25 protein-coding genes and 1 tRNA gene are annotated in these 26,911 nt (G+C 68.7%); 13 read left to right on the top strand and 13 right to left on the bottom strand.

What is annotated here, in order from left to right; translation table 11 throughout:
* Positions 1-51: 51 nt before the first annotated feature.
* From KIK09_RS05490 to KIK09_RS05505, 4 genes are all read right to left on the bottom strand, one after another.
* Positions 52-1,104 carry a polysaccharide deacetylase family protein gene (locus KIK09_RS05490; RefSeq protein ID WP_214317503.1) on the bottom strand — a complete coding sequence of 351 codons (1,053 nt, stop codon included), beginning with the start codon at positions 1,102-1,104 and terminating at the stop codon, positions 52-54.
* 130 nt (positions 1,105-1,234) lie between these two features.
* Positions 1,235-2,359 (bottom strand): alpha/beta hydrolase family protein, encoded by a 1,125-nt coding sequence (locus tag KIK09_RS05495; protein ID WP_214317504.1) that lies wholly within the window; start codon positions 2,357-2,359, stop codon positions 1,235-1,237.
* Between the two features lie 23 nt (positions 2,360-2,382).
* The gene (locus KIK09_RS05500; RefSeq protein ID WP_214317505.1) at positions 2,383-3,177 is read right to left on the bottom strand and encodes an ABC-2 transporter permease; all 795 of its coding nucleotides are present in this window, start codon (positions 3,175-3,177) and stop codon (positions 2,383-2,385) included.
* Positions 3,174-4,085 (bottom strand): ABC transporter ATP-binding protein, encoded by a 912-nt coding sequence (locus KIK09_RS05505; protein ID WP_214317506.1) that lies wholly within the window; start codon positions 4,083-4,085, stop codon positions 3,174-3,176. Before KIK09_RS05505 ends, KIK09_RS05500 begins: the two co-directional genes overlap by 4 nt.
* 124 nt (positions 4,086-4,209) lie before the next feature.
* On the opposite strand from KIK09_RS05505, the gene KIK09_RS59910 reads away from it, so the two are divergent.
* The 3 genes from KIK09_RS59910 to KIK09_RS57410 all read left to right on the top strand — a co-directional run bounded on the left by KIK09_RS59910 (position 4,210) and on the right by KIK09_RS57410 (position 6,620).
* Positions 4,210-5,430, top strand: coding sequence for a sensor histidine kinase (locus KIK09_RS59910; protein WP_214317507.1), 1,221 nt, complete (start codon positions 4,210-4,212; stop codon positions 5,428-5,430).
* Entirely contained in the window at positions 5,427-6,077 is a 651-nt protein-coding gene (locus KIK09_RS05515; protein ID WP_214317508.1) for a response regulator, read from the top strand. The genes KIK09_RS59910 and KIK09_RS05515 overlap by 4 nt, the downstream gene beginning before the upstream one ends.
* 336 nt (positions 6,078-6,413) lie before the next feature.
* The gene (locus KIK09_RS57410) at positions 6,414-6,620 is read left to right on the top strand and encodes a DUF6247 family protein (RefSeq protein ID WP_308163938.1); all 207 of its coding nucleotides are present in this window, start codon (positions 6,414-6,416) and stop codon (positions 6,618-6,620) included.
* A 231-nt stretch (positions 6,621-6,851) separates the two neighbouring features.
* On the opposite strand, the gene polA is transcribed toward KIK09_RS57410, so the two are convergent.
* Positions 6,852-9,542: a DNA polymerase I gene (polA, locus tag KIK09_RS05525; RefSeq protein ID WP_214317509.1), complete on the bottom strand. Its 2,691-nt coding sequence runs from the start codon at positions 9,540-9,542 to the stop codon at positions 6,852-6,854.
* A 140-nt stretch (positions 9,543-9,682) separates the two neighbouring features.
* On the opposite strand from polA, the gene KIK09_RS05530 reads away from it, so the two are divergent.
* The 6 genes from KIK09_RS05530 (at position 9,683) to KIK09_RS05555 (ending at position 14,947) form a co-directional block, all read left to right on the top strand.
* Positions 9,683-10,027, top strand: coding sequence for a PaaI family thioesterase (locus KIK09_RS05530; protein ID WP_214318048.1), 345 nt, complete (start codon positions 9,683-9,685; stop codon positions 10,025-10,027).
* A 424-nt stretch (positions 10,028-10,451) separates the two neighbouring features.
* A complete protein-coding gene (locus tag KIK09_RS05535) occupies positions 10,452-11,780 on the top strand; it encodes a branched-chain amino acid ABC transporter permease (protein WP_250572520.1) in 1,329 nt (442 codons plus the stop codon).
* Between the two features lie 10 nt (positions 11,781-11,790).
* A complete protein-coding gene (locus KIK09_RS05540) occupies positions 11,791-12,780 on the top strand; it encodes a branched-chain amino acid ABC transporter permease (RefSeq protein WP_214317510.1) in 990 nt (329 codons plus the stop codon).
* Positions 12,770-13,705, top strand: a complete 936-nt coding sequence (locus KIK09_RS05545; RefSeq protein WP_214317511.1) for an ABC transporter ATP-binding protein — start codon at positions 12,770-12,772, stop codon at positions 13,703-13,705. The genes KIK09_RS05540 and KIK09_RS05545 overlap by 11 nt, the downstream gene beginning before the upstream one ends.
* A complete protein-coding gene (locus KIK09_RS05550) occupies positions 13,702-14,487 on the top strand; it encodes an ABC transporter ATP-binding protein (RefSeq protein ID WP_214317512.1) in 786 nt (261 codons plus the stop codon). The genes KIK09_RS05545 and KIK09_RS05550 overlap by 4 nt, the downstream gene beginning before the upstream one ends.
* A gap of 58 nt (positions 14,488-14,545) precedes the next feature.
* Positions 14,546-14,947 (top strand): hypothetical protein, encoded by a 402-nt coding sequence (locus tag KIK09_RS05555; RefSeq protein WP_214317513.1) that lies wholly within the window; start codon positions 14,546-14,548, stop codon positions 14,945-14,947.
* A gap of 45 nt (positions 14,948-14,992) precedes the next feature.
* Here the strand turns inward: KIK09_RS05555 and KIK09_RS05560 are convergent, their stop codons facing one another.
* Positions 14,993-16,288 carry an ABC transporter substrate-binding protein gene (locus KIK09_RS05560; protein WP_214317514.1) on the bottom strand — a complete coding sequence of 432 codons (1,296 nt, stop codon included), beginning with the start codon at positions 16,286-16,288 and terminating at the stop codon, positions 14,993-14,995.
* Between the two features lie 187 nt (positions 16,289-16,475).
* Here KIK09_RS05560 and KIK09_RS05565 point away from each other — a divergent pair, with 187 nt between their 5' ends.
* Positions 16,476-17,318: a hypothetical protein gene (locus tag KIK09_RS05565; RefSeq protein ID WP_214317515.1), complete on the top strand. Its 843-nt coding sequence runs from the start codon at positions 16,476-16,478 to the stop codon at positions 17,316-17,318.
* 3 nt (positions 17,319-17,321) lie between these two features.
* Here the strand turns inward: KIK09_RS05565 and KIK09_RS05570 are convergent, their stop codons facing one another.
* The 3 genes from KIK09_RS05570 to KIK09_RS05580 all read right to left on the bottom strand — a co-directional run bounded on the left by KIK09_RS05570 (position 17,322) and on the right by KIK09_RS05580 (position 20,779).
* Complete coding sequence (locus tag KIK09_RS05570) at positions 17,322-18,617, bottom strand: ABC transporter substrate-binding protein (protein WP_214317516.1); 1,296 nt, start codon at positions 18,615-18,617, stop codon at positions 17,322-17,324.
* Between the two features lie 173 nt (positions 18,618-18,790).
* Positions 18,791-20,077, bottom strand: coding sequence for an ABC transporter substrate-binding protein (locus tag KIK09_RS05575; RefSeq protein WP_214317517.1), 1,287 nt, complete (start codon positions 20,075-20,077; stop codon positions 18,791-18,793).
* Positions 20,078-20,188: 111 nt separating this feature from the next.
* Positions 20,189-20,779, bottom strand: a complete 591-nt coding sequence (locus KIK09_RS05580; RefSeq protein WP_250572761.1) for an ANTAR domain-containing response regulator — start codon at positions 20,777-20,779, stop codon at positions 20,189-20,191.
* Between the two features lie 35 nt (positions 20,780-20,814).
* Here KIK09_RS05580 and KIK09_RS05585 point away from each other — a divergent pair.
* Positions 20,815-20,888 (top strand) — tRNA-Leu (locus tag KIK09_RS05585).
* Between the two features lie 665 nt (positions 20,889-21,553).
* Here KIK09_RS05585 and KIK09_RS05590 read toward each other — a convergent pair.
* From KIK09_RS05590 to KIK09_RS05605, 4 genes are all read right to left on the bottom strand, one after another.
* The gene (locus KIK09_RS05590; RefSeq protein WP_214317518.1) at positions 21,554-21,931 is read right to left on the bottom strand and encodes a hypothetical protein; all 378 of its coding nucleotides are present in this window, start codon (positions 21,929-21,931) and stop codon (positions 21,554-21,556) included.
* A gap of 92 nt (positions 21,932-22,023) precedes the next feature.
* Positions 22,024-23,148 carry a DUF4236 domain-containing protein gene (locus KIK09_RS05595; RefSeq protein WP_214317519.1) on the bottom strand — a complete coding sequence of 375 codons (1,125 nt, stop codon included), beginning with the start codon at positions 23,146-23,148 and terminating at the stop codon, positions 22,024-22,026.
* Between the two features lie 298 nt (positions 23,149-23,446).
* Positions 23,447-23,716: a sulfurtransferase TusA family protein gene (locus KIK09_RS05600; RefSeq protein ID WP_214317520.1), complete on the bottom strand. Its 270-nt coding sequence runs from the start codon at positions 23,714-23,716 to the stop codon at positions 23,447-23,449.
* Entirely contained in the window at positions 23,713-24,357 is a 645-nt protein-coding gene (locus KIK09_RS05605; RefSeq protein WP_214317521.1) for an ArsR/SmtB family transcription factor, read from the bottom strand. Before KIK09_RS05605 ends, KIK09_RS05600 begins: the two co-directional genes overlap by 4 nt.
* Before the next feature lie 49 nt (positions 24,358-24,406).
* Between KIK09_RS05605 and KIK09_RS05610 the strand changes: the two genes are divergently transcribed.
* Positions 24,407-25,669, top strand: a complete 1,263-nt coding sequence (locus KIK09_RS05610; RefSeq protein ID WP_214317522.1) for an MBL fold metallo-hydrolase — start codon at positions 24,407-24,409, stop codon at positions 25,667-25,669.
* The gene (locus tag KIK09_RS05615; RefSeq protein ID WP_214317523.1) at positions 25,666-26,877 is read left to right on the top strand and encodes an MFS transporter; all 1,212 of its coding nucleotides are present in this window, start codon (positions 25,666-25,668) and stop codon (positions 26,875-26,877) included. Before KIK09_RS05610 ends, KIK09_RS05615 begins: the two co-directional genes overlap by 4 nt.
* Positions 26,878-26,911 lie beyond the last annotated feature (34 nt).

The following is a 26,911-nucleotide window of genomic DNA, read 5'->3' on the forward strand; positions in this document are numbered from 1 at the left end:
GCATATGAGACCTGGCGGGCGTGGTCAATCCGGGCGGCGTAAACGCCGCGGCTAATAGGCGTTGACCTGGGGTCTCCGCTTTGGATCGATATTACCTCGAAGTTTGGCGGGCACGGATATCCGGTTCGGGTCCCCGTCGGAGACATACCGCCAGCCAGGGTGCTTGTTCAGCCACTCCAGCCAGTGCTGGGAGCACCATTTGCGGCACTCGCCCTTCATGCCGTTGCTCTGGATCCGCTGGATCGCCAGCGGATCGAAGGCCTTCGCGAAGGGCGAAACCGAGGGCTCGGCCCCCGCAAGGAAAACCCCGGCAAAGCTGTAGGAGGTTCCGTCCCAAGTGCCGCTGCGCGCGATCTTGCGCGGGTGCGGCATCGCCCCGTACGGCAGGGCCAGGGTCTCGGCCGGGGGCGCCCCGAGCTTCTTCAGCAGCCGTGCGAGCCTGACGATCTGCTCGCGCACCTTCTTCTTCGAGATCACGGCCAGGTCGGCGTGCGACCAGGTGTGGTTGGCCACCTCGAAGCCGTGGTTCACCAGCCACTGCACGGCCGTGGCCTGCTGGTTCTGATCCTGCAGCCCGAACGGCGTCCGGTTGATCCAGAACGTGGCCACGGGCCGGAAGGAGGGGTACTCGGCGGCCACCCGCAGGATGATGTCGACGGCGGTGTCCTTGACGGGCGCGCCGTTCGCGTCCAGCCCGAAATGACTGGGCTGCCCGTCGTCGAAGGTGAGCACCACGGGGTAGCGCCCCGCGGGCACCGGCATGGTGCCGGTGGCGAACTCCCTGGCTGTGACGGGCACGTAGCCCTGTTTGGCCAGCGTCTCCAGCTCCTGCTTGAGCTGCGCGGGGGTCCGGTCGATGGAGGCCTGGCGCTTCTTGATGATCCGGTGGTACATCAGCACCGGCACCAGCCCCGCCTCGTTGGCCCTGATCTGCCTGGCGAACTCCGGGGTCGCCTCCACCCCCGGCGGCGTCGTGCTGACGGGCTGCGGCGAGGCCGCGGCATGCGGCGTACCGGGTAACGGGGTCCGCGCCGCGGCCAGCGGCACGGACCCCGGCCGGCCGGCCGAAGGCAACAGGATCAGCCCGACGACTGCCACGATCATCACCGCGATGTTCGCGATGCCGATGATCCGCGCGAGTGACGCTGAAGAAGGCACACAACTCCCGGCAGCTCGGCGAAAGTACGTCTCAGGATATGTCCGGCTGCCCCGCCGTACGCGGGATATACGCGCCCTATCGCGGGTTCTGGAAGACCACTTCCGGGTCGTGCTTGGTCGGGCCGTCGAGCACGGGCTGCTTCCTCCCCTTGAGTTGCAGGTCGAGGAAGGCCCCGACGTAGGTGCGGGTGATCTCCATGGCTCGCTCGGCGGCGGCCTGGCTCGCGCCTGGCAGGCCGAGCTGCGCCTGCAGGACGGGCAGGTCCTCGAAGCTGGCGTGGTCGGTGTTCTTGACGGTGAGCCAGCGCTTCCAGCCGTGCAGGCTCTTCCAGTCGCGGTCCCAGGTCTCGTCCTTGCCCGGACTGTGCTCGGACTCGGTGCCGAGCAGCAGGAAGGCTTGCTTCGTCGGGGTGACGGGCGCGTAGAACGTGCCGTCCATGTTCACCCCTGCCCGCACGCGGCGGTCGGCCACCATGGTGGTGGCCGCGGCGTTGCCGCCGATGGAGTGTCCCACCATGCCGATCCGCTTGAGGTCGACCATCCGGGCGTTTCGCCAGGAGGCCAGCTCGTCGATGACGAACGAGACGTCCTTGGCCCTGCTTCGTGCGATGGCCGGAGGTCCGCCCGCAGGAGGCTTCTCGCAGATCACGCAGGCGACCGTCCGGCCGTCGGGGAAGCTCGTGCCCGCCGACTCGTAGGGGTGCTCGACCTGCGCGACCACGTATCCGCGGCTGGCCAGGTCCTCCGCGAGCCCCGTCAGCGTGGCGCGCGGCAGCGTCAGGCCAGGTGAGAGCACCACCAGCGGGAACCTGCCCGCGGCCGGGCGAGCGCCCTGACGGGCGTAGGTGCGCACGTTCTTCACCACCTCGGCGGGGATGTTCGCCTGCGGCGCCTTGAGCTGCAGGAGCAGCTTGGCCTCTTCCACCGTCATGTACGGCGCGGCGGTGCCCGTGCCCTTCTTCGCCGGGTAGTACATCGACACCATCAGCTCACGCGCCGCCGCGGTCGCCACCCACGGGTCCCTGCGGCTCTTGTCGACGAGGTACAGCGTGTCGCGCCCCACCGCACGCGACCCCGTCGGCCTGGGCAGCTCGGGCTGTACGGCGGGCGTTCGCACGGCGGGCTTCGGTACGGCGGGGGCGGGTGCCGTGGCCGCCAGCAGTCCCGCGGCGAGCAGCGCGGGGATCGAACGAATATCCATGGGATTACCTCTCTCGAAACGGCTCAGACGTCGCGGTGGCGGACGGCGAGCAGGGCGATGAGCGCCGCGGCGAGCGGCCACAGCGCGAAGACCAGCCACGATCCGGTGACCGTGGGCAGGGCGGGGCTGTCGCGGGGATCCGTCAGCGACAGGCACGTCCGCCAGACGTAGAAGGGGAACAGTCCGTACAGGTCGTTGACCCACTGGTGGACGTTGGGCTTGAAGGACATCGGCAGGACCACCAGCAGGGCGCAGACCGCAACGACCGTCCCCGCGGTGTGCCGTAGCAGCGCCCCGAGGCCCATGCCGACGAGCGCGGACACGGGTGCGAGCAGCGCGTTCGCCGCGATGACGCGCGGCACTCCCGGGTCGCCGAGTGACAGCCCCATCCCGCGGCCCGCCATGATGGCCTGGCTCACCTCGAAGGTGGCCACGGCGACGAGCGCGCCCACGGTGAGCATGACGCCCGCCACGACCACGACCTTGGCCGCCACCACGCGATGGCGGGCGGGGACGGCGATGAGCGTGGTGCGGATCAGGCCGCTGGCGTACTCGCCGACGACGGCCAGCGCGCCGAGGCTGCCCGCACCGATCACGAGGAGGACCGCGCCGAAGCCGTTGAGCGCCAGGGTCATCGGGTCGAAGTGGGCCTTCTCCATCGGAGTGAAGCTCGGCCAGGCGTTGTAGCTGTCGACGGCGCGCTGGACGGATATTCCGATCATGACGAGCACGCCGAGCCCGATCACCCACCGGGTGGAGCGCAGCGACCAGAGTTTGATCCACTCGGCGGCGACCAGGTCACGCAGGCGCCCGGTCAACCGCGCTCACCCGCCAGGTACTCCACCCGGTCGCCGGTGAGCTCCATGAACGCCTCCTCGAGCGAGGCCGTCCTGGTGGTGAGCTCGTGCAGCATGATCCGCCGCTCGAACGCCAGTTCCCCGATGCGGGCCGCGCTCAACCCGGTCACCGCGAGGCCGCCGTCGTCGTCGCGCCACACCGAGCCGCCCGCCAGGGTCAGCACGGCCGCCAGCTCGCCGGGGTCCGGCGTGCGCACGACGACCCGGGTGCCGGTGCCTCGCGCCGCGAACTCGGCGAGGCTCGCCTCGGCGATCAGCTCGCCCCTGCCGATGACGACGAGCCGGTCGGCGGTGTTCTCCATCTCGCTCATCAGGTGGCTGGAGACGAGCACCGTCCGTCCCTCCCCCGCCAGGCGGCGGAACAGGCCGCGCACCCAGCGCACCCCCTCCGGGTCGAGCCCGTTGATCGGCTCGTCGAACAGCAGCACGGGCGGATCGCCCAGCAGCGCGGTCGCGATGCCGAGCCGCTGCCGCATCCCGAGCGAGAACCCGCCGATGCGCCGCCGCGCCGCACCGGCGAGTCCCACCTCGCTCAGGACCTCGCCGACGCGGCGGCGTGGCAGCCCGTTGCTGCGGGCCAGCGCGTGCAGGTGCGCCTGCGCGGTGCGTCCGCCGTGCACGTCGCCCGCGTCCAGCAGCGCTCCGACGTGCCGCAGCCCGGTCCGGTGGCGGGTGAACGGCCGGCCGTCGACGGTGGCGGTGCCCGACGTGGGCCTGTTCAGACCGAGGATCATGCGCAGCGTGGTGCTCTTGCCTGCTCCGTTCGGGCCGAGGAAGCCGGTGACGTGCCCGGGACGCACCGTGAACGTCAGCCCGTTCACGGCCGGCACGTCGCCGTAGCGCTTGGTCAATCCGTTGACTTCGATCACGCCGTGAACGTTCTCGCAGGCCAGACGCGGCGCACATCTGGCCACGGGCTCGTTCGCACTGGCCTGTGGGCATAGGCCTGAGGGCCGATGCCCGCCGTCAGGCCTGCTGGCTACCATCGGTCCCGTGCACGACGACCCGCCCCGGCCTCCCCTGCTGCAACGGATACCCCAGGCCGCGTGGACCGTGCTCACCTGGTGCGCGGTGGCCGCGTTCGCGCTGATGCTCTACAGCGCGCTGGTGGAGGGCATGCTGCCGGAGCGCGTGCGCAGGGTGTTCGCCGGTGAGGGCGCGATGCCGCGCATTCTGGGTGGCTGGCTGCTGGCGGACCTGTCCGTCGCCCTGGCGCTCCCCCTCGGCTGGGCACGGCGGCATCCGCCGGTCGTGCTCGCGGTGATGCTGGCCGAGCTGGCAGCCGCCGTAGCGCTGCTGGCGCCCGCTGTGCGGACCTGGCCGCTGTTCCTGGTGACGGACGCCCTGGTCATGCTCGTCACGGCCACCGCCTCCCGCCGTGCGGGGATGGCGGCCGCGGCGGCGACGTTCGCCGTACAGCAGGCCGCGTGGCAGCTCGACCTGTGGAGCGGCGGCGACTCGCAGCGCGCGTTCGCGCCGGGCTTCCTCGCGCTGACGGCGCTGATCGCGCTGAGCGTGCTGGTCGCGTGGATGACCGGCGCCTCGGTCCGCCAGCGCCGCGCGTACGGCGAGGCCCTGCGGACCCAGGCCGTCACGGCGGAGCGGCTCCGCATCGCACGCGAGCTGCACGACATGGTCGCCCACAGCATCGGCATCATCGCCATCCAGGCGGGCGCGGGACGCCGGGTCATCGACACCCAACCGGCGCAGGCCCGCGACGCGCTGGCCGCCATCGAGACCACCAGCCGCGAGACGCTCGGCGGCCTGCGCCGCATGCTCGCCGTCCTGCGCCGCCCCGACGCGGACCCCGCCCCGCCGGTCGGCCTTTCCGATGTCGTACGGCTGGCCGACACGACCGCCGCCGCGGGCGTCAAGGTGGACGTCCGCTGGCTCGGCGACCGGCGGCCCCTGCCCGCGTCCGTCGACCAGTCGGCGTTCCGCATCGTTCAGGAGTCCGTGACGAACGTGGTCCGCCACGCGCGAACCGGCCGCTGCCGCGTGACGATCGACTACGGAGAAACTGACCTGAACCTCGACATCACCAACGACGCCCTGCCGGGCGCCCTTCCCGCCGGCGAGGCAGGAACCGGGCACGGCATCCCCGGCATGCGCGAGCGGGCCGCCCTGCTCAACGGCGACCTGACCGCCGGCCCGCGCCCGGAGGGCGGCTTCCGGGTCGTCGCCCGCCTGCCCATTCCCGCGGAGCCCCGATGACCATCCGCGTCGTCCTGGCCGACGACCAGCCCCTGATACGCGCGGGCCTGCGCATGGTCATCGCCGACACCCACGACGTCGAGGTCGTGGGCGAGGCGGGTACCGGCGCCGAGGCGGTCCACCTGGCCAGGGACCTGCGCCCGGACGTGGTGGTCATGGACATCCGCATGCCCGGCATGGACGGCATCGAGGCCACCCAGCTGATCACCTCAGGCACTCCGGAGACCCGGGTCGTCATCCTGACCACGTTCGACGACGACGACAACGTCTACGCCTCGCTGCGCGCGGGCGCGAGCGGCTTCCTGGTCAAGGACATGGCGCTGGACGACATCCTCACGGCCGTCCACGTGGTCGCCGCCGGCGACGCCCTGATCGCCCCCGGCGTCACCCGCCGCCTCATCGAACACTTCGCCACCCGCCCGGTTCCCCGCACGCGAACGCTCGACGGCGTCACGGCCCGCGAACGCGAAGTCCTCATGCTGGTGAGCCGCGGCCTGTCGAACGCGGAGATCGCCGCCCACCTCCACATCAGCCCCGGCACGGCCAAGGCCCACGTGGCCAGCCTCCTCACCAAGCTGAACGCCCGAGACCGCGTCCAGCTCGTCATCACCGCCTACGAATCCCACCTCGTCACCCCACCCCCATGACCACCAGCCTCAAGGCCACTCGTGCCGCCCACCCCTCGCCCGTCCCGCGCACTCCGGCCTGGCAACCCCACAAGCGCCTCCCGCCAAGGCAAGTCTCGAGCGCGCCATCATCGCCCACGAGCCCAACTGGCGACCCGCTGAGGTGAACATGAAGCCCACCCGCATACGACCGGCTGCTCCGCGCTCCATGGGAGAGGGAAGGGAACAGGGCATGACCACAGAGCCGCAGGACTCCATCTCCGCCGGTGTTCCGCTGCTTGAAGGGAACCTGCGGGCTATTCGTGCCGCGCTGGTCGTCCCGGAGGATCTCGAAGCTTTGACGCCGGGCTGAAGGCTGTGCTTGACGAGGTAAGGGGGAGCCTGGATCTTGGAGCGCTCAACGCCTTCGTGCACCGCTGGTGGATCTCCGCGTGTGACACCGCGCAGGATCCCGAAGGACGCCGCCAGATGCACGTCCGGGCCGACCAAGCTCTGGCAGGCGAACCTCTTGCTCAAGGGAGGCCGTGGCGAGAGATCCTTGCCGCTCGTGGGATCGATGTCTAGGTGCCTCAGCGCGCGCCGCGCAGACGAGGTGCCATGCCCACCCGCCTCGAGCACTGTCGCCCCATCGCCTCCCGCCTCGGGGTGGGCGTCAGGCGGGTGGTGGTCCAGGTGGGGTTCGGGTGGGCCTTCAAGGAGGCACAGTCCGAGCTTTGGCTCGGGCCTTTGGGGGGTGCGGGGGCAGAGCCCCCGCCTTTGGTCGAACAGCCCGAGCCGGAGGCGAGGACCATGCCCCTAGTGGCCGGCGTCCTCCCAGGTGCGGCCGGAGCCTACGGAGACCTCCAGGGGGACGCGGAGGTGGTAGGCGGCGTTCATCTGGTCGCGGACGAGGTGGGTGAGGGCGTCGAGCTCGCCGGGCACCACTTCGAAGACGAGTTCGTCGTGGACCTGGAGGAGCATGCGCGAGCGGAGCCCCTCCTCGCCGATGGCCTGCCGTACGTTGAGCATGGCGACCTTGATGATGTCGGCGGCCGAGCCCTGTATGGGCGCGTTGAGGGCCATGCGCTCGGCCATCTCGCGGCGCTGGCGGTTGTCGCTGGTCAGGTCCGGCAGGTAGCGGCGGCGGCCCATGATGGTCTCGGTGTAGCCGTCGGTGCGGGCCTGGGCGACGATGGCCTGCAGGAAGTCGCGCACGCCGCCGAACTCCTGGAAGTACTCCTCCTTCAGCGCGCGCGCCTCGGCGACCGGGATGTTGAGCTGCCCGGACAGGCCGAAGTCGGACAGGCCGTAGGCCAGGCCGTAGTTCATGGCCTTGATGCGGGCGCGCAGCTCGCTGTCGATCTGCTCGGGCGGCAGGTCGAAGACGCGCGAGGCGGTGGCGGCGTGGAAGTCGTGGCCGGACTCGAAGGCGGCGATGAGCGACTCGTCGCCCGACAGGTGGGCCATGATGCGCAGCTCGATCTGGCTGTAGTCGGCCGTCAGCAGCGTCTCGTAGCCCTCGCCGACGGTGAAGCCCTGCCGGATGCGGCGGCCCTCGGCGGTGCGGATCGGGATGTTCTGCAGGTTGGGCTTCTCCGACGACAACCGGCCGGTGGCGGCGATGATCTGGTTGAAGGTGGTGTGGATCCGCCCGTCGTCGGCGATCTCCTTGATCAGGCCCTCGACCGTGGTGCGCAGCTTGGTCTGGTCGCGGTGGCGCAGCATGATCACGGGCAGCTCGTGGTCGGTCTGCGTGGCCAGCCAGGCGAGCTGGTCGGCGTCGGTGCTGTAGCCGGTCTTGATGCGCTTGGTCTTGGGCAGGTTGAGCCGGGTGAACAGGATCTCCTGCAGCTGCTTGGGCGAGCCCAGGTTGAACTGCTCGCCGACGGCCCGGTGGGCCTCCTCGACCGCGTGCTTGACGGCGGCGCCGAACTCGGCCTCGAGCGAGGCGAAGTATTCCGGGTCGACGGCGATGCCCGCCCGCTCCATCTCGGCCAGCACGCTCAGCAGCGGCAGCTCCACGTCGGCCATCAGCTGGGTGCCGCCGCGCCCGGACAGGAACTCCTCCAGCGAGCCGGCCAGCTCGAGCACCGCGTGGGCGCGCAGCGCCAGGTCCTTGGCGGGGGCGAGCTCGTCGTCGCCGAACAGCGCGCCCTGCCCGTCGGACTCTTCCTCGGCCCGCAGGTCGCGGTTGAGGTAGCGGCGGGCCAGGTCTTCGAGCGCGAACGTGCGCTGGCCGGGCATGGCCAGGTAGGCGGCCAGCGCGGTGTCGACGCTGAGCCCGTTGAGCTGCATGCCCTGCGCCCACAGCGCCAGGATCGGCCCCTTGGCGTCGTGGACGGCTTTGGGCTTGGCGTCGTCGGCGAACCACTCCCGCAGCGCCGCCTCGTCGGCCTCGGTCAGCTTGGTGGGGTCGATGAAGGCGGCCGTGCCGTCGGGGGCGGCGATGGCGATCGCGTCGACGCGCCCGGTGCCGCTGCCGTAGACGCCCTTGAAGGCGAGTCCGGCGCGGCCCTCGGGCAGCGCCGACAGCCAGCCGGCCACCCGGTCGGGGCCGAGGACGACGGTCTCCACCTCGAAGCCCTGCTCGGGCTCCTGCTCGCCGGTGCCGAGGACCTTGAACAGCCGCTCGCGCAGCTCGCCGCGGATCTGCAGCGAGTCGAGCAGCTTGTTGATCTCCTCGCGGTCCCACGCGCCCTGCGTGAGGTCGCCCAGCTCGGCCTCGAGCGGGACGTCGCGCAGCAGCTCGGTCAGCCGCCGGTTCATCAGCACCTGGGCCACGTGCTCGCGCAGCTTGTCGCCGACCTTGCCCTTGACCTCGTCGACCCGGTCGATCAGCGTGGTCAGCGAGCCGAACTCGCGCACCCACTTGGCGGCCGTCTTCTCCCCCACGCCGGGGATGCTGAGCAGGTTGTCGCTGGGGTCACCGCGCAGCGCCGCGAAGTCGGGATACTGCTGCGGCGTCAGCTCGTACTTCTCGAAGACCGCCTCAGGGGTGAAGCGCGTCATGTCGCTGATGCCGCGACGTGTCATGAGTACGGTGACCCGCTCGTTGACCAGCTGGAGCGCGTCGCGGTCACCGGTGACGATCAGGACGTCCATGCCCTCGGCGGCGGCGCGGGTGGCCAGCGTGGCGATCAGGTCGTCGGCCTCGAACCCGGCCTTGGACATCCGCGGGATGCGCAGCGTGTCGAGCAGCTCGAAGATCAGCTGCATCTGGCCGCGGAAGTCCTCCGGGGTCTCGCTGCGGTTGGCCTTGTACTCCGAGTACTCCTCGTGCCGGAACGTGGGCTCCGACCGGTCGAAGGCCACCGCCACGTGGGTCGGCTGCTCGTCGCGGAGGATGTTGGTCAGCATGGACGTGAACCCGTAGACCGCCTCGGTGTGCTGGCCGTCGGTGGTCATCAGGTTGGCGTCCTTGAGCGCGTAGAACGCTCGATACGCCAGGCTGTGCCCGTCAAGCAGCAGCAGGCTCGGTCGGGTGGGGGTCACTTCACTCTTCGGCACACCCGAAGCCTAGTCTCCATCTGCGACAGAAAACCTGAGCTCGGAAGACTGGAGACAAGCCCTTGACGCAGACACCGCAGACCGGCCCCCTCGACTTCGCCGCTCTCGGCGCGGTGCACGAGGGCACGCTCCCCCACCGGATGGGCATCGAGTTCGTCGAGGCCGGCGCCGAGCGGGTCGTGGGCCGCATGCCGGTCGAGGGCAACACCCAGCCGTACGGCCTGCTGCACGGCGGCGCGTCGGCGGTGCTGGCCGAGACCCTGGGCTCGGTGGGCGCCGCCATCCACGCGGGACCCGATCGGATCGCGGTCGGCATCGAGCTCAACGCCACCCACCACCGCTCGGCGACCTCCGGCTACGTCACGGGCGTCGCGACCAGATTGCACGGCGGCAGAACGCTGGCCACCTACGACATCGAGATCACCGATGACCAGGGACGACGGGTGTGCACCTCCCGCCTCACCTGTATGCTGCGGGATCGCTGAACGCCACGCGAGTTCCGTCCTCCCTTTGCACACCGACCCCGTGGGTCGCTACGGTTGTCCCCAGCAGAGCCCGCGGGGGAGGCTGAGTAGATAACGTGTAAGGCCGGGGAAGCCTTACATGGCCCCAAAGGTCATCCCCCGGGCTCGTCTCTCCCCCCACTTCACCATGGGCGAAAAGCGTCGCGCGCGACCACCCCGCCGACTCGCCGCCACTCCTCAAGCATTACGAGCAGATCGTTATTGCTTCGTTGTCAGGACCTGCCAGGCGTCTACCTCGATTTAGCCCCTGACCTGGCGTATTTTTTCCTCACGCAAGCGACACGCCCACGTCACTAATTGGTGACGAACGATACTGAAACGGGCGTTCCCGGAATAAGCTCCCGCCACAGCATCCCAGTTGTGCCTGCGATGCCCGCGTGTCGAGATGGAGGGGTCACAACCCCGCCTTGACCTAATTGAGGGAGCACCATTGCGCAGAGCCGTGATCGCGTTCACGGCCTTCCTGGGTGGACTCATCTTCCTGCTCGCTGCCCCCGCCCAAGCGGCGGTCGACGATCAGGGCCTGAGAGGGACACTCAAACTCCAAGGCCAGCCAGTGAACGGCGTGAAAATCGTCGTGACCACCGAAGACGGCAAACCCGTCAAGGAGGTTACAAGTAACGCCCAAGGCACATGGGAAGTGAAGGTCGACAAACCGGGCAAGTACAAGGTCACCCTGGATGTCAAGACCCTCCCCGCGAATGCCCAGGTAAGGGCCAACAACAACGTCCGCACGCCGACGGTATTCAGCGGGAACATGTCGACCGTCCTGTTCGTGCTCGAGCCCAAGGGCACCACGGCCGCCCAGGAGCAAGGCGGTGAAGGCAGTCCCTTCTGGGACACCGCGGCGCAGCTCACCTTCGAGGGCATCAACCTCGGCCTGATCATCGCGCTTGCCGCCCTCGGCCTCTCGCTCATCTACGGCACGACCGGCCTGACCAACTTCGCCCACGGCGAGCTCGTCACGCTGGGCGCCATCGTGGCCTACGCCTTCAACGTGGGCATGGGGATCCACATCATCCCCGCGGCGGTGCTGGCCGTCATCGTCTGCGGCGGGCTCGGCTACGCGCAAGATCGCTTCTTCTGGGGCCAGCTGCGCAAGCGGGGCACCGGCACCATCGCCATGATGATCATCTCGATCGGCGTCGCGCTCTTCCTGCGCTACACCTACCTGATCTTGTTCGGCGGGCAGAACGAGGCCTACGCGCAGTACACCGCGCAGCCGGGCATCCAGATCGGCCCGATCTCCGCAGCGCCGAAGAACTTCGTCGCCATCGGCATCGAGCTCGCGGTCCTCATCATCGTGGGCGTCGCGCTGCTGCGCACCCGCACCGGCAAGGCCGCCCGTGCGGTGGCCGACAACCCGGCGCTGGCCGCCTCCTCCGGCATCAACGTCGACCGCATCATCCGTATCATCTGGACGGTCGGCGCGGCCATCGCCGCGCTCGCGGGCGTCATGCTGGGAGTCTCGCAGAACCTGAAGTACACGATGGGCCAGGACATCCTGCTGCTCATCTTCGCGGGCGTCACGCTCGGCGGGCTCGGCACCGCCTTCGGCGCGCTGGTCGGCTCCCTCGTGGTCGGCCTGTTCATCCAGCTCTCGACCCTCTGGGTGCCGCCGGAGCTGAAGAGCGTCGGCGCGCTCGCCGTACTGATCATCGTGCTCCTCGTCAGGCCGCAGGGCATCCTCGGCCGCCGCGAGCGGATCGGCTGAGGGGGCTCACATGGACTGGCTCACCATCATCACCACCACCGTCAAGGCCGCCATCGGCGTCGAGACCGTGCTGTACGGACTGGCCGCGATCGGCATCAACGTCCAGTTCGGCTACACGGGCCTGCTCAACTTCGGCCAGGCCGCCTTCATGGGCGTCGCCGGGTACGGCCTGGCCGTCACGGTCACCGTGGTCGGCCTGCCGTTCTGGGTCGGGATCCTGGTCGGACTGGCCGCCGCGGTGCTGCTCGCCATCATCCTGGGCATCCCGACGCTGCGCCTGCGCGCCGACTACCTGGCGATCGTCACGATCGCGGCGGCCGAGATCGTCCGGCTCATCTTCCGTTCCGTGGCGTTCAAGAGCGTCTTCGGCGGCTCGGACGGCCAGCGCGGCTTCTCCGACGGCTTCTACGCGCTCAACCCCTTCCCCGAGGGGAACAATTACGGCATCGGGGTCATCACCTTCAACAACCGGGTCCTGTGGGTGCTGGTCGTCGGGTGGGCCCTGGTCGCCCTCACGAGCTTCCTGGTCTACCTGCTCATGAAGAGCCCGTGGGGCCGCGTGCTGAAGGCCATCAGGGAGGACGAGGACGCGGTCCGCAGCCTGGGCAAGAACGTCTTCTCCTACAAGATGCAGTCGCTGATCCTGGGCGGCGTGATCGGCTGCCTCGGCGGCTTCATCTACGGCCTGGCCTACGCCTCGGTACAGCCGGACATCTTCGGCACCGAGACGACCTTCTTCGCCTACACCATCGTGATCCTGGGCGGCGCCGCCCGCGTCATGGGCCCCATCGTCGGGTCGATGATCTTCTGGGTGCTCCTCGTCCTGGTCAACGGTGTGCTGAGCGAAGCGGTCCAGGCGGGGTACATCCCCTTCATGACCAGCATCCAGGTCGGCCCCGTCCGCTACATGCTCGTCGGGCTAGGCCTGATCCTGTTGCTCATCTTCCGGCCACAGGGCATCTTCGGCGACAAGAGGGAGATAGCAATCGATGCGCGCTGAAACGACGACCGATCGCAAGGCCGCCGCGCTGGCCGTCTTCAAGGACCTCGCGCGCGACCCCGGGGTGCCCAAGCCCGACCCGATCCTGGTGGTCGACAACGTGGTGCGGCGCTTCGGCGGTCTGACGGCCGTCGAGGTCGAGCACGTGGAGATCCAGCGCGGCTCGATCACCGCGCTCATCGGCCCCAACGGCGCCGGCAAGACGACGTTCTTCAACCAGCTGACCGGCTTCGACACCGCCGACTCCGGCTCGTGGACGTTCAACGGCCGCGGCATGAACGGCGTGCCCGCGCACAAGGTGGCGCGCATGGGCATGGTGCGCACCTTCCAGCTGACCAAGGCGCTGTCCCGGCTGACCGTACTGGAGAACATGCGCCTGGGCGCCCAGCAGCAGCGGGGGGAGAACTTCTGGCGGGCGCTGATCCCGAGCTTCTGGCGCAACCAGGAGGACTCGATCACCGAGCAGGCCGAGGAGCTGCTCGAGCGGTTCAAGCTCGACGCCAAGCGCGACGACTTCGCCGGCTCGCTGTCCGGCGGTCAGCGCAAGCTCCTCGAGATGGCCCGCGCGCTCATGGTGAAGCCGGAGCTCGTCATGCTCGACGAGCCGATGGCCGGCGTGAACCCGGCGCTCACCCAGTCACTGCTCGGCCACGTCAAGGACCTGCGCGAGCAGGGCATGACGGTGCTGTTCGTCGAGCACGACATGGACATGGTCCGCGACATCAGCGACTGGGTCATCGTGATGGCGCAGGGCGCGGTCATCGCGGAGGGCCCGCCGGACTCGATCATGTCCGACCCGCGCGTCATCGACGCCTACCTGGGCGCGCACCACGACGCCCCGCTGTCGGAGAGCGAGCTGGAGGCGCAGCTGCACGAGGCCGAGGCGGCGCTCGAGGCCGAGATCGAGGAGGAGACGCAGAAGTGAACGCCGTCCCCGAGTCCAAGCAGGCCGTCACCGACCGCAGCGCCCACCTCAAGGGCGCCGAGAACGCGGTGCTGCGCTGCGACGAGCTCATCGCCGGCTACCTGCCCGGCGTCAACATCCTCAACGGCTCCGACCTCTACGTGGGCGACGGCGAGCTGATCGGCATCATCGGCCCCAACGGCGCCGGCAAGTCGACGCTGCTCAAGGCCATGTTCGGGCTGGTCAACATCCGTTCGGGCACGGTCGTCCTCAAGGGTGAGAACATCACGAACATGAAGGCGCACTCGCTGGTCTCCCGCGGCGTGGGTTACGTGCCGCAGACCAACAACGTCTTCCCCAGCCTCACCATCGAGGAGAACCTCGAGATGGGCGCCTTCCAGGTGCCCGGCAAGTTCAAGGAGCGCTTCGACTTCGTCGCCGAGCTGTTCCCCGCGCTGAAGGAGCGGCGCAAGCAGCGCGCCGGCTCGCTGTCGGGCGGTGAGCGGCAGATGGTGGCGATGGCCAGGGCGCTGATGACCGAGCCGTCGGTGCTGCTGCTCGACGAGCCGTCCGCGGGCCTGTCGCCCAAGCTGCAGGACCTGGTGTTCATCCAGGCCCAGCAGATCAACAAGGCCGGCGTGACGGTCATCATGGTGGAACAGAACGCGCGGCGCTGCCTGCAGATCTGCCACCGCGGCTACGTGCTCGACCAGGGCCGCAACGCCTACACGGGCACCGGGCGCCAGCTCGCCAACGACCCCAAGGTCATCGAGCTGTACCTGGGCACGCTCGCCAAGGCGTAAAGATCTCGATCAGGAGAAGGGGCTCCCCTGGGGCCCCTTCTCTTCGTTTAATGGCTGGGTGAGACGTATAGCGGCAGTTGCCATCCTGCTCCCCATCCTCGTGGGCTGCCAGCACGCCCCGGCCGCCCAAGCCGAGAAGTACAGCACCGGCGGTGACCCCGACGACAGCCCATGCGCTCGCGTGGTCTCCGCGATCGGCTACGTCGGGCTGATGCTCAACCCGCGCGGCCAGGAGGACAGCCAGAAGATCGAGGACGCGCTCCTCGGACGCTTCGGCGAGCTGCGCGGGATCACGCTCCAGTTCGGTCCGCGGCTGCCGGAGTCGTTGCAGCCCGCCGTACAGACCATCAAGACCACCACGGCGGGGCTGGCGCGGGCGGACGTGCCACGGCCGCGGCAGATCGCGCTCATCAAGCAGTACAGGCCCGCCGCCGACCAGATCGTGGCGGACTGCAAATAGCGGAAGGGCCCGGTCACAAGACCGGGCCCTTCGCGTGAGAACCGGTTAGCCGGCGATGTTGCCGGTGCGGTACTCGAGCGCCTTGGTGGCGTACTTGTTGTCGGGGCCGTACTGGTAGATGCCGATCGTGGCGACCGCGGGGTCACCAGCGTCGTTGAACTCGACAGGACCGCTCACGCCGTCGTAGTCGATGTCCTTGCCGGCCTTCAGCAGCTCGTCGCAGGACTTGAAGTCCTTGCACTTCTCGCCGCCCTTGCTGACGTCGGACAGCTTGGCCGCGACGTCCACGCCCGCGTCGCTCTTGGCGGCCTCGGTCGCCAGCGCGATCAGGTTCATCGCGTCGTAGGACTCGGGCGCGTAGCTGAAGTCCTCAAGCTTGGGGTTGACCGCGAGCAGCTTCTTGCGGAAGTCGTCGGGCGCGTTCGCACCGGGGATGGTGCCCTTGACGCCCTTGAGGGTGCCCTTGGGCATCTTCAGGTAGTTGGTGTTGGAGGTGTTGCCGTCGACCATGTACCACTTGTGGGTGTCACTGGTGAGGCCCTGCTTGACCAGCTCCTGGATGACCTTGGCGGTCTCCTCGAACCCGATCAGCACGATCGCCTTGGGGTTCTTGGCCTTGAGCTTGGCCACGTCCGCGGAGAAGTCGGCCGCCTTCGGGTCGTAGTCGACCCGCTCGACCACCTGCCCGCCGCCGTCCTGGACGGTCTTGGAGACGTTGTCCGCCAGGCCGGTGCCGTAGGAGTCCTGCATCGCCAGGATGCCGACCGTGTCACTGCCGTCGGCGACGATCAGGTCACCGAGGACCCGGCCCTGCAGCTTGTCCGGCGGCGAGGTACGGAAGTACAGGCCGTGGTCGTTGATCGTGGTGAACTTGTCGGAGGTGTTGGCGGGCGAGAAGTGGATGACGCCCGCGCCGGTGATCTTGTCGATGACCGATTCCGACACCGACGAGGAAGCGGCGCCGATGATGGCGTCGGCCTTCTGCGTCAGCAGCTTGTCCACCGACTGCGAGGCGATGTTCGTGGTGGTGTCACCGGAGTCGGTGTCGTACTTGACGACCGGCTTGCCGAGCACGCCCCCGGCCTCGTTGATCTCCTTGACCGCCAGGTCCACACCGGCGAACTCGGGCGGGCCGAGGAAGGCGAGCGAGCCGGTCTGCGGCAGCAATGTGCCAATGGTCAACACGCCGTCGCCCTTGGCCGCGGGTGCGGCTGCTGAGGACGGCGCCGCCGATCCGGTCTGCTGCGTGGCGGTGTTGCTGCCACCGCCGCAGGCCGTCAGGGCAAGGCTGGCAACCGCTGCGACAGCCAGCACGCGCCCCGCGGGAGCAATGCGGATCATGAAGTGTCTCCTCCATCTCCAGGCCGGGATCCCATCAGCCATGCCGACGTTCCCGATCGAATGACGGAAACGTACAAAACCCCAGGCTGCTCCAACAGATGCCCTGCTGAACTGTCGGCACTTGGATGCTGAGTCGTAATCACTCCTCAACTTACGACGGGCGCTGACCACGCCTAATGTGCCTAGAGTGAAGCGTATTTCGGCCTTCCTGGCCCTCGCCGTCCTGCTCGCCGGCTGCGCCTCTCCTGAACCCGCGACGACCCCGCCCAAAGGCGTGTCGGTCTCGCTGGCGCAATGGCGTTCCGACGAACCGGTCCATGCCCTTGAGATCGCCGTCCGCAATACATCCGACAATCCGGTCTATTTCTCCGACGTTCAGCTCGTGACGCCCTCTTTCAAAACGCTCCCGCCGCAAAGGGCCGACGGCCTCATTCGGCATACCGACCGCACTGACCTTCGCATTCAGTACGGCGCGGCCAACTGCCTGCCCAAGGGACTTCCCACCGTGCAACCCGCCACGGTCGTGGCGCACGTGCGCGAGGGATCGTCGCAGGAGCTGCGGAAGGTGGTCTTCCAGGTGCCGCATCCCGACCCGCTGCTGACGCAGCTGCTGCGCGACGAGTGCTCGGCCTACCTCATCAAGGAGGCCGCCGACATCGAGTTCGGCGACGACTGGCACCAGGTCGGCAAGGTGATGACGGGGACGCTGACGCTCACCAGGAAGGGCGAGGGGGTCGTGGCGATCGACGACGTGGGCGGGACCACTCACTACATCGCCACGCCGGTGCCGAAGACCAAACCGCTGGCCGTACTGCAGGCAGGGGCGCAGCAGCAGACGATGCCGCTGCAGCTGACCCCCGGACGGTGCGACCCGCACGCCTTCGCCGAGGCCAAGAAGGCCTTCCAGTTCCCTGTGCGGGCCACCGTGGACGGGGGCCAGGAGCGGGTGCTCATCGTGGTGCCGCCCAAGCCGCTGCAGGATCGCCTGTGGAGCTACGCGCTCAAGACGTGCGGCCTGGGCGGCGGCTGAGGGCTAGCCCTCGATGTTGCCCTTGCGGTACTCCAGGGCCTTGGTGGCGTCGTACTTGTTGTCCGCGCCGTACTCGTAGACGCCGATCGTGGCGATCGCCGGGTCACCGGCGTCGTTGAACTCGATCGGGCCGCTGATGCCGTCGTAGTCGACGTCCTTGCCGGCCTTCAGCAGCTCGTCGCAGGACTTGAAGTCCGCGCACTTCTCGCCGCCCTTGCTGACCGTGACCAGGTGCTTGGCGATCTGCGCCGGGTCGTCGGTCTTGGCCTCCTGCGCGGCCAGCGCGATGAGGTTGGCCGCGTCGTAGGACTCGGCGGCGTAGGTGTAGTTGGTCAGCTTCGGGTCGATGGCCAGCAGCTTCTTCTGGAACTCGGTGGGGGCCGCCGCGCCGGGGATGGTGCCCTTGACGCCCTTGAGGGTGCCCTTGGGCATCTTCAGGTAGTTCGTGTTCGACATGTTGCCGTCGACCATGTACCACTTGTACTTGTCCGCCGTCAGGCTCTGCTTGACGAGCTCCTGCACGACCTTGGCCGACTCCTCGAACCCGATCAGCACGATGGCCTTGGGGTTCTTGGCCTTGATCTTGGCCACGTCGGCCGAGAAGTCGGCCGCCTTCGGGTCGTAGTCGACGCGTTCGACGATCTGGGCGCCGGCGGCCTCGGCCGTCTTGGTGACCTGGTCGGCCAGGCCCGAGCCGTAGGAGTCCTGCATGGCCAGGATGCCGATCGTGTCGTTGCCGTCGGCGGCGATCAGGTCACCGAGCACGCGGCCCTGCAGGCGGTCCGGCGGGGCCGTGCGGAAGTACAGGCCGTGGTCGTTGATCGTGGTGAACTTGTCGGAGGTGTTGGCCGGCGAGAACTGCACCAGGCCCGCGCCCGTCACCTTGTCGATGATCGACTCCGACACCGAGGAGGAGGCGGCGCCGATGATGGCGTCGGCCTTCTGCGCGATCAGCTTGTCCACCGACTGCGAGGCGATGTTCGTGGTGGTGTCGCCGGAGTCGGTGTGGATCTTGTTGACCGGCTTGCCGAGCACGCCACCGGCCTCGTTGATCTCCTTGATGGCCTGGTCGATGCCGGCGAACTCGGGCGGGCCGAGGAAGGCCAGCGAGCCCGTCTGCGGCAGCACGTCGCCAATCGTCAGCGTGCCGTCCCCCTTGGCCGCCGAGGCGGGTGCCGAGGAGGCGGGCTCGCTCTTTTGAGCGGCGGTGTCGCCGCCGCCTCCGCCACAGGCCGTCAACGCCAGACCGGCGACCGCCGCGACGGCCAGCAGGCGCCCGGCAGGAGCAATGCGGTTCATGAGAACTCCCCGATAAGTGCGATTTCCGAAGCTCAGCATGCCTGCAGGAACGTTCCGATCGGGGTTACGGCGCGGCTTTTATGCTGATTCGTAATGTCCTGACCGCCTGAGGTCATGGACTGTCACGGGGGAGTTACGGCCCCGATCCCTTTGCGGGATCGGGGCCCGAACGGTCATCCGGCGATGTCGCCCTTGCGATATTCGAGGGCCTTGGCGGCGTCGTACTTGTTGTCCGCGCCGTACTGATAGATGCCGATCGTGGCGACCGTCGGGTCACCGGCGTCGTTGAACTCGACCGGGCCGCTCACCCCGTCGTAGTCGATGTCCTTGCCCGCTTTCAGCAGTTCGTCGCAGGCCTTGTAGCTGGTGCACTTCTCGCCGCCCTTGCTGACCTCGGCCAGCTTGGCCGCGATGTCCACGCCCGCGTCGCTCTTGGCCGCCTCGGCAGCCAGCGAGATCAGGATCGCCGCGTCGTAGGACTCGGCCGCGTAGGTGTAGTTGGTCAGCTTCGGATCCACCGTCAGCAGCCGCTTCTGGAACGCCGTGGGCGGCGCGGCGCCGGGGATCGTGCCCTTGACCCCGGTGAGCGTGCCCTTGGGGTCCTTGGCGTAGTTGGTGTTCGACATGTTGCCGTCGACCATGTACCACTTGTGCTTGTCGGCCGTCAGGCCCTGCTTGACCAGCTCCTGGACCACCTTGGCTGTCTCCTCGAAGCCGATCAGCACGATCGCCTTCGGGTTCTTCTCCTTGATCTTGGCCACGTCGGCGGAGAAGTCGGCCTCCTTCGGGTCGTAGTCGGTGCGGGCGACCACCTGCCCGCCGTTCGCCTCCGCGGTCTTGGTGACCTGGTCGGCCAGGCCGCTGCCGTAGGAGTCCTGCATGGCCAGGATGCCGATGGTGTCGTTGCCGTCGGCCACCACCAGATCCCCCAGGACCCGCCCCTGCAGCTTGTCCGGCGGAGCCGTGCGGAAGTACAGTCCGTTGTCCTTGATCGTGGTGAAGTCGTCGGAGGTGTTGGCCGGCGAGAACTGGATGACCCCCGACCTCGTGATCTTGTCGATGATGGCCTTGGACACCGTCGAGGAGGCGGCGCCGATGATGGCGTCCGTCTTCTGCGCCAGCAGCTTGTCGACCGACTGCGAGGCGATGTTGGTGGTGGTGTCACCGGAGTCGGTGTCGATGGAGACCACCGGTTTGCCGAGCGCCCCGCCGGCGTCGTTGATCTCCTTGATGGCCAGATGGATCCCGGCGAACTCGGGCGGGCCGAGGAACGCCAGCGAACCCGTCTGCGGCAGCACGTCGCCGATCGTCAGCGTGCCGTCGCCCTTGCCCGCCGCCGACTGCTGCGTGGATGCCGAGGCGGTGGCGTTGGGGGCGCCGGACTTGTTCGGGGTGGAACAGGCCGCCAGCGCGAGGCTCGCCGCTGTGGCGACGGCCAGCGCGCGGGAAATACGGATCATCGAAAGTGTCTCCCTTCGGTCCGCCCACAGGATGGGGCGGTATCCGCCAGGGGAGAGATTCCGACGCCGGTTGGATGCCCAGTCGTGACCGTACGGCGCTTTTTCGTGCCCTCAGTTGCGCTCGGCGGTGTCGTCTATAACGATCTGGGCAACCTCTCGCATGCTCAGCCGGCGGTCCATGGACGCCTTCTGGATCCAGCGGAACGCCTGCGGCTCGCTCCAGCCGTGGTCGCTCATGAGCTTGCCCTTGGCCCGTTCGACCAGCTTGCGCGTCTCCAGCCGGTCGGAAAGGTCGGAGACCTCCTTGGCGAGCGCCACCATCTCCTCGTGCCGGCTGACCGCCATCTCGATCGCGGGCACCAGATCACTCTTGGTGAACGGCTTGACCAGGTAGGCCATCGCGCCCGCGTCCCTGGCCCGCTCGACCAGGTCACGCTGGGAGAAGGCGGTCAGGATCAGGCACGGCGCGATCCGGTCGGCCACGATCCGCTCGGCCGCCGAGATGCCGTCGAGCACGGGCATCTTGACGTCCAGGATGATCAGGTCCGGCCTCAGCTCGGTGGCCAGTTGGATCGCCTGCTCGCCGTCTCCGGCCTCGCCCGCGACGACGTAGCCCTCCTCCTGGAGCATCTCTTTGAGGTCCAGGCGGATAAGCGCCTCGTCTTCCGCGATCACCACTCGCCGCTGCGTAGTCACGAGCAGAAGGGTACCGAGGTCCGATACATTAGATCCACGTCGCCCCGATAGACCAACCGGCAGAGTCGATGGCCTCAAAATCCATTCAGTGTGGGTTCGAATCCCACTCGGGGCACCCCCACCCTCCACACGGGCATCCGCTTCCCGCGGATGCCCGCGTCGGTGGACCATCCCGCTGTCGAGCGTGATCTTGGTCTGTACGACCCCGGCGGCCGGGTCGTAGGTGATCGCGAGCTGGAAAACCCCGAAGAGCTCCCGCTGAAGATCTTCTGGAAGTTGGTCAAACCTTGCTGGGAGCATCGGCATCCGGTCCAGCAGATCTGCCTGCTGGTTCTCCACCGCTCGCCACCTGCCTGGACTGCTGCCGTATGCGCCTGATCAGACGGGGGGCAGCAGTCCTCTGGTCTCCTCGATGACCTAGGGTGATTAGGTGTAAGTAGTTAGGCGTGCGTTTCGGGGGAGGCGCCTGATGCCGAGGACACCAGCTGACCTGGTTCAGCACTACCAGGCATCGGCGCGCGCACACCAGCAACTGCGGCGGCACTTCGTGAACCCCGTAATCGGAGCAGCCGCAGCGGCGTTCGTCCTGGCAGGGTGCGGCCATGGCCCCGCGCCGGCCTTGCTCGCCGCCACGACCACGGCTGACGCCACCTCCGTCGTCACGGCGCCTCCTGACGGAGGGCTTCCGCCCTGGCCGGTCCCGGCCGATCCCGCCCTCGGAGTCAAGGCCGCGGGCCTGAGCATGGGGCCTGAGCAGGGCATGGCCGAGCACTACCACGCTCACCTGAGGTCGACCGCTCCCCTGCTCAGCACGACCCGGGCCTCGCGTCCGGGCATGCAGTAGGCCACCGGCACGGCGCTGGGCAGAACGTAGGCGTCGTGGGCGGGCGAGTAGTCGGCGGTCAGGTCGACGAGCAGGCGCTGGCGCCGCCGCTCGGCCAGAGTGCCGACGATGGTACGGGCCGTGGTGGCGAGCAGCCACGCGACGAGACCCACGGACCACAGGAGCGCGACGCTCATCCCGGCCTGCCACTCTCCGCCGAGGAGCCGGTGGCTCAGCGTGTGGGCGCCGTGCGGGAACGCCGTGGCCAGCGGCCAGACCGCGGCCACCAGACCGATACCGGCGCCACCCAGACCCGCCGCCGCGCCCTCGCCCATACATGCGCAGGACGCGATCTAAAAGACAGGGACGATGAGCCTGGCGGTGATTGGCCGACCTGCCGGCCACCACGCGAAGCGGCGGCTCTCAGCTATCGAGTGGTCAGCTCCGTCAAGTCAACGGCATTCACGAGCGCCTGGAGTTCGGGCTCGGCGTGGAGATCGAGCGGGTACAACTCTTTGGCTGCCCCCTTCTGCTTGATCAGCAGGTTGCCGGCTGTGTCGTTAACGATGGCAGCCGCATCCGCGGCGTCCCAGCGGATGCCGTCAAAGGACCTCCGCTCGAATCTTCCGGCAAGCATGCACTCCAGCCGAACTCGACCATAGGCGTCGATCCGGTCGGTCCGCAGCACGACCGCCCGTGCAGAGCCGAGACCGGGGGCTACAGCAAACGTCTCGCGCAGCGTCACCAGTAGGTAGCCACACAACGTTAGCGCGTAATAGCTGGCGCGCTCCGTCTTGGTGAGCTTCTTCAGGGAGAGGTTCCCGGCTGCAGTGCGTGCCGGTATGCGCTCAGGAACGAAGTCCAGCCCCGGAGCCAAGATCACAATGGAGACCTCGGAACCCGTCAGCGCCACAGGCACCGCGGGCGCTTCATTGTCCTCGAACGCATCCGCAAGGACCGCCAAGACCATCGCTGGATCGTTTCCACACAACCGCTGCCATTGCTGGTTGAGCTCCCACTGGTGTCGGTCACGCTCAGCATTGGCCTGCATCCACCAACGGTGCATGTCGGCCTCCGCGTAGTGCCGCGCACGCTGCTTGGCTTCAGCACGTGCCTTACGTTGAAAAAGGCCGATACCAGCCAGCGTTTCCTGCTCTCGAGGCGCCAGAAACGTGGCCAGAATCGGCTGTGGAACGGGCGGCGCGACAGGCGGCTGCGCGGGAGGAAACTCAGCCCGGTGCAGGTTGAGGATCTCCATAAATGCGTTGGCCAGCCGTCCTGCCTCAACGGCCTTCTCTGTTTGCGCGGCCGCGTGCCGAGCCTGGGCGACCTGTCGCTGCCTACTAGCGGCCGAAGAACGGTATGCGCTGGAGGAGCGACGCCGCTTGCGCCCGAGGCTCGTATAGAAGCCGACGGGGCCGACCGAGGAGGACAGCCCGGTGCGACCCGCTCCCACGTGCATGCGTGCGAAGCCAGGTCCGATTCCGGCCCGAAGGCCCCGGCTGCTGACCTTGAGCCGCACCCCTGGCATGAGTTTGAACGAGAAGCCCACGTTCACGTTCCTTTGCATCACGCCCGCTTACAGGCACCCCATCACTTCCACGCCTACTTCGGAACGGTGCGCGCGTCTGTTACTGACAGAGTGCATGGCGGCCAGTCATCCGACCGGTGCCAACCCGGCGGCGCCCGCATGCTTGACGCAGCAAACGCAGGGGCAATGCCCCGTACCCGCCCAAGGGTTAAGCACCCTCGAGCGTCGCGCTGGGCCCGAGCTTCTCGTGGCCCACCCGTCCTGGACCCCGACGGCAACGGCGTCCACCTCTACAGCCCGCTGCCCACGAGCTGACCGATCAGGTCAGGTGCCAGGGACTCATCGAATCCGTCGCCGGGCCGGCGGCGGCCACACGCAGCGCGTAGGTCGCCCGACCAGCGCCCGGCACCCTGCCCAGATAGGTGTGGCCGGTCAGGTGACACCACGCAGGTAGGTCGAGCGGCGCCGCCGGGTCGGAGGCGATGAGGTGGATCACCGCCCCAGGCCCCGCCGCCTCGACATGGTCACGCAGCTCGATCAGCAGTTGGACGCAGAGCCGGTCGCCGCCGTCCACCACCAGCGGGGTCATGCGACGGGGAGGTGGGCCAGGCGCCATTCGAGCATGCCGTCCTCCAGCCGTACGGCGTCGCGACCGTGCGACAGCAGCGTCCTGACCGCCTCGTGGGAGAAGACGCAGTAGGCGCCCCGGCAGTAGGCCACGATGGTGCCGTCCTCGGGCAGGTCGGCCAGGTGGTCGAGCAGTTCGTCGACAGGGATCGACAGCGCGCCGGGGATGTGCCCGGCGGCGTACTCCTCGCGCGGCCGTACGTCGATCACCGTGACGTCGCCGTCCTGGATCCGGCGCAGCAGTTGGTCCCGCGTGAGCTCCTGGGTGTCGGCCGGGCCGAGGTAGGCCTCACGCGCCCGGTCCACCTCGGCCAGATGTGTGGCGGCGACCTGGCGGAAGGTCGCCCACAGCGCGGCGACGTCATCGCCCGCCAGCCGGTAGAAGACCTTCGTGCCCTCCTTGCGGGTGGCGACCAGGCCTGACTGCCTGAGGACCTGCAGCTGGTTGGAGGCGGTCGTCAAGCCGAGTCCAGCCGCTGCGGCCAGCACCTCCACCGATCGTTCGCCCTGCGCCAGCAGCTCGATCAACTCCAGCCGCTTGGCGCTGCCGAGAGCCTTGCCCACCTGAGCGAACGCATCGAAGAGCGCGGTTTTGTGCTCCATTGACAGTCCTCCATATATTCATGGAATAGTGTAGCAGGAGGAGGCACTCATGGTGATCCCTGTGCGCGACGAGGGCTTGGGCAACACGTCGTACCTGGTCGACCTGGGCGACGGCCGCGCGCTCGCAGTCGACGCGTCCCGAGACTTGCGCGCCCTGAAGGCCACGGCGGTACGGCGGGGCCTGCGGATCGCGTTCGCCGCCGACACCCACCTGCACGCCGACTTCCTGTCCGGGGCGGTGCAGCTGGCGGCCGACGACGGGGCGCGGGTGCTGGCATCCGCGCCCGGCCGGCGCGCCTTCGATCATCGGGGACTGCGTGACGGCGACGAGGTGGATCTGGGCGGGCTGACCATGCGCGCGTGGGCGACGCCGGGGCACACGGGCGAGCACCTGGCGTTCCTGCTGCTCGACGGGAACGCGATCCAGGGCGTGTTCACCGGCGGGTCACTGATCGTCGGCGGCGCCGCCAGGACCGACCTGATCAGCCCGGAGCGGACCGAGCCGCTGGCCCGCGCCCAGTACCACTCGCTGCGCCGCCTGGCCGAGCTGCCGGACGCCACCGCGGTGTGGCCGACGCATGGCGCGGGCTCGTTCTGCTCGGCCGTGCCCGGGGCCGATCATCTGTCCACGATCGGCGCGGAGAAGACTGCCAACCCGCTGCTGCGCGTGGCCGACGAGGACGCTTTCGTCAAGCAGTTGCTGGGCGGGCTGGGCAGCTTCCCTCCCTACTTCCTGCGCCTGGCAGAGCTGAACCGGCGCGGTCCTGCCTTGGTCGGCGACCCCGCGCCGTCTCAGGTGCCGTTCTCGGAGGGGATGCTCGTGATTGATGTGCGGCCTATCGAGGACTTCGCCCAGGCGCACATTCCCGGCGCGATCTCCATCCCGCTACGCGACCAGTTCGCCACCTGGCTGGGCTGGGTGATCGAGCCTGACACGCCGTTCGCCCTGGTCCGCAACCCGGACCAGGACCCGGACGAGATCGTCTGGCAGGCGCGGAAGATCGGCCACGACGGCCTCCTCGGCGAGCTCGAGCCGTGGGACGGGCCCACCGAGAGCATCCCGCTGGTCGAGCCCGACCAGGTGCGCGGGCGGGTGCTGGATGTGCGCCAGGACTCCGAGTTCACGGCCGGGCATGTGCCCGGGGCCGTGCACGTCGAGCTGGGCGAGCTGGCTCGCCGTACCCTCTCGGATGAGCCGACGGTGGTGATGTGCGGGCACGGCGAGCGCGCCATGACCGGCGCCAGCCTGCTTGCCCGCGCCGGCCACAGGCAGGTCAGCGTGCTGGACGGCGGCCTGCAGGACTTCTCATGACCATCAAGCTGGGCCTGCGGGCGAACCTGGCCCAGTTCACCCTCCTGGTCGCGGTGAACGCGCTGGTCGGCGGCATGCTCGGCCAGGAGCGCGTAGTGGTGCCGCTGCTGGCCGAGCAGACCTTCGGCCTGACCGCGGCCACCGGAGCGATGACCTTCATCCTCACCTTCGGCCTGGTCAAGGCTGCCACCAACTTCTTCGCCGGAACGCTGTCCGACTGCTACGGCCGCAAACCCGTGCTGGTCGCGGGCTGGCTGGCCGGGCTGCCGGTGCCGCTGCTGCTGATCTGGGCGCCGAGCTGGGGCTGGGTGATCGCCGCCAACGTGCTCCTCGGCGTCAACCAGGGCCTGACCTGGTCCACCACCGTCATCATGAAGATCGACCTGGCCGGGCCAGCGCGGCGCGGCCTTGCGATGGGCCTCAACGAGGCCGCCGGGTATCTCGCCGTCTCTGCCACCTCCCTGGCGACCGGCTACCTGGCCGAGCAGTACGGCCTGCGCCCCGCGCCGTTCCTGCTCGGCCTCGCCTACGCCGCCCTCGGCCTGGGCTTGTCGACCCTGGTGGTGAAGGAGACCCGCGGCTACGTCCACCACGAGGCAGGCACTACGCAGAGTCCCCTCACCACCGGCCAGATCTTCGTCCTGACCAGCTTCAAGGAGCGGGCTCTGTCGGCGGTGAGCCAGGCCGGGCTGGTCAACAATCTCAACGACGGGCTCGCCTGGGGGCTGCTGCCGATCATGTTCGCCGCGCGCGGGCTGTCGATCGGCCAGATCGGGTTCCTGTCAGCGCTGTACCTGGCGGTCTGGGGGTTCGGGCAGCTGGCCACCGGGGCGCTGTCGGACCGCTGGGGACGCAAGTGGCTGATCGCCTCGGGCATGCTCGCCCAGGGCGTGGCCCTGGCGGTCATCGCAGCAGCGTCAGGGTTCGCCGTCTGGTCCGCCGCGCTCGTGCTGCTCGGTGTCGGGACCGCGATGGTCTACCCCACCCTGCTGGCCGCCATCGGCGACGTCGCCCATCCCTCCTGGCGCGCCCGCTCCGTCGGCGTGTACCGGCTCTGGCGCGACGGCGGCTTCGCGGCTGGTGCCCTCGTGGCCGGGGGCGTCGCCGACCTGTTCGGCATCCCCGCGGCAATCTGGACCGTCGCCGCGCTCACCGCCGCCTCCGGGCTGGTCGTCGCGGTCCGGATGTATGAGACGAGAAGGCCATGATCTATCTGGACCACAACGCCACCACCCCCGTGGA

This window comes from Nonomuraea sediminis, from assembly GCF_018531495.1.
Classification (GTDB): Bacteria; Actinomycetota; Actinomycetes; order Streptosporangiales; family Streptosporangiaceae; genus Nonomuraea; species Nonomuraea sediminis.